General features: G+C 55.4%; 1 rRNA gene (cut by a window edge). It reads left to right on the top strand.

Annotated elements, in window-relative coordinates:
• Positions 1-2500, top strand: a 23S ribosomal RNA gene (locus EDC29_RS17100) (its annotated part extends 281 nt beyond the left edge of the window); the annotation flags it as partial.

The raw sequence follows: 2500 nt of genomic DNA, 5'->3' as shown, positions 1-2500 counted from the left end.
CGCGTTAGTGGAAGCGTCTGGAAAGTCGCGCGATACAGGGTGATAGCCCCGTACACGAAAACAAGATTTCAGTGATGACGAGTAAGGCGGGACACGTGACATCCTGTCTGAAGATGGGGGGACCATCCTCCAAGGCTAAATACTCCCTACCGACCGATAGTGAACCAGTACCGTGAGGGAAAGGCGAAAAGAACCCCGTTGAGGGGAGTGAAATAGAACCTGAAACCGTCTGCGTACAAGCAGTGGGAGCTCCTTCGGGAGTGACTGCGTACCTTTTGTATAATGGGTCAGCGACTTACTTCTCAGTGGCAAGCTTAACCGAATAGGGGAGGCGTAGCGAAAGCGAGTCTTAAATGGGCGTCTTAGTCGCTGGGAGTAGACCCGAAACCGGGCGATCTACCCATGGCCAGGGTGAAGGCGCGGTAACACGCGCTGGAGGCCCGAACCGGGATCTGTTGAAAAAGATTCGGATGAGCTGTGGGTCGGAGTGAAAGGCTAATCAAGCTCGGAGATAGCTGGTTCTCCCCGAAAGCTATTTAGGTAGCGCCTCGTGGATGACTGCTGGGGGTAGAGCACTGTTTCGGCTAGGGGGCCATCCCGGCTTACCAAACCGATGCAAACTCCGAATACCAGCAAGTTTGACCACGGGAGACAGACGGCGGGTGCTAACGTCCGTCGTCGAGAGGGAAACAACCCAGACCGCCAGCTAAGGTCCCTAAATCATGGCTCAGTGGGAAACGATGTGGGAAGGCCCAGACAGCCAGGAGGTTGGCTTAGAAGCAGCCACCCTTTAAAGAAAGCGTAATAGCTCACTGGTCGAGTCGGCCTGCGCGGAAGATGTAACGGGGCTCAAGCCATGTACCGAAGCTGCGGATGCGTGTAAACGCATGGTAGGGGAGCGTTCTGTAAGTCTGCGAAGGTGTGCTGTCAGGCATGCTGGAGATATCAGAAGTGCGAATGCTGACATGAGTAACGACAAAGGGAGTGAGAGTCTCCCTCGCCGAAAGCCCAAGGTTTCCTGCGCAACGTTCATCGGCGCAGGGTGAGTCGGCCCCTAAGGCGAGGCCGAAAGGCGTAGTCGATGGGAAGCAGGTTAATATTCCTGCACCAGCTGTAACTGCGATGGGATGACGGAGAAGGCTAGGTCAGCCGGCCGATGGTAGTGCCGGTCCAAGCGAGTAGGGAGTGTCCTTAGGCAAATCCGGGGACACAATCCTGAGACGTGATGACGAGTTCCCACGGGAACGAAGTGATTGATGCCAAGCTTCCAGGAAAAGTCTCTAAGCTTCAGGTTACAGATGACCGTACCCCAAACCGACACAGGTGGGCAGGGTGAGAATCCCAAGGCGCTTGAGAGAACCCTGGTGAAGGAACTAGGCAAAATGGTACCGTAACTTCGGGAGAAGGTACGCCCTTGGTAGGTGAAGCGACTTGCTCGTGGAGCCGAAGAGGGTTGCAGTGACCAGGCCGCTGCGACTGTTTATTAAAAACACAGCACTCTGCAAACTCGTAAGAGGACGTATAGGGTGTGACGCCTGCCCGGTGCCGGAAGGTTAAGTGATGGGGTTATCTTCGGAGAAGCTCTTGATCGAAGCCCCGGTAAACGGCGGCCGTAACTATAACGGTCCTAAGGTAGCGAAATTCCTTGTCGGGTAAGTTCCGACCTGCACGAATGGCGTAACGATGGCGGCACTGTCTCCACCAGGGACTCAGTGAAATTGAAATCTCGGTCAAGATGCCGAGTACCCGCGGCTAGACGGAAAGACCCCGTGAACCTTTACTATAGCTTTGCACTGGACTTTGAACCTACTTGTGTAGGATAGGTGGGAGGCTTTGAAACAGTGGCGCCAGCTGCTGTGGAGCCAACCTTGAAATACCACCCTGGTATGTTCGGAGTTCTAACCTCGGTCCGTGATCCGGATCAGGGACAGTGCATGGTGGGTAGTTTGACTGGGGCGGTCTCCTCCCAAAGCGTAACGGAGGAGCACGAAGGTACCCTCAGCGCGGTCGGAAATCGCGCAATGAGTGCAAAGGCATAAGGGTGCTTGACTGCGAGACAGACACGTCGAGCAGGTACGAAAGTAGGTCTTAGTGATCCGGTGGTTCTGTATGGAAGGGCCATCGCTCAACGGATAAAAGGTACTCCGGGGATAACAGGCTGATACCGCCCAAGAGTTCATATCGACGGCGGTGTTTGGCACCTCGATGTCGGCTCATCACATCCTGGGGCTGAAGTCGGTCCCAAGGGTATGGCTGTTCGCCATTTAAAGTGGTACGCGAGCTGGGTTTAGAACGTCGTGAGACAGTTCGGTCCCTATCTGCCGTGGGCGTTGGAGACTTGAGGGAAGCTGCTCCTAGTACGAGAGGACCGGAGTGGACGTACCCCTGGTGTTCCGGTTGTCACGCCAGTGGCATTGCCGGGTAGCTATGTACGGACGGGATAACCGCTGAAAGCATCTAAGCGGGAAGCCCCTCCCAAGATGAGGTCTCCCTGGGCACT

The organism is Marichromatium gracile (assembly GCF_004343155.1).
GTDB lineage: Bacteria > Pseudomonadota > Gammaproteobacteria > Chromatiales > Chromatiaceae > Marichromatium > Marichromatium gracile.
The sequence above is the reverse complement of the archived record's forward strand: the minus strand, read 5'-3'. Positions and strand labels throughout refer to the sequence as shown.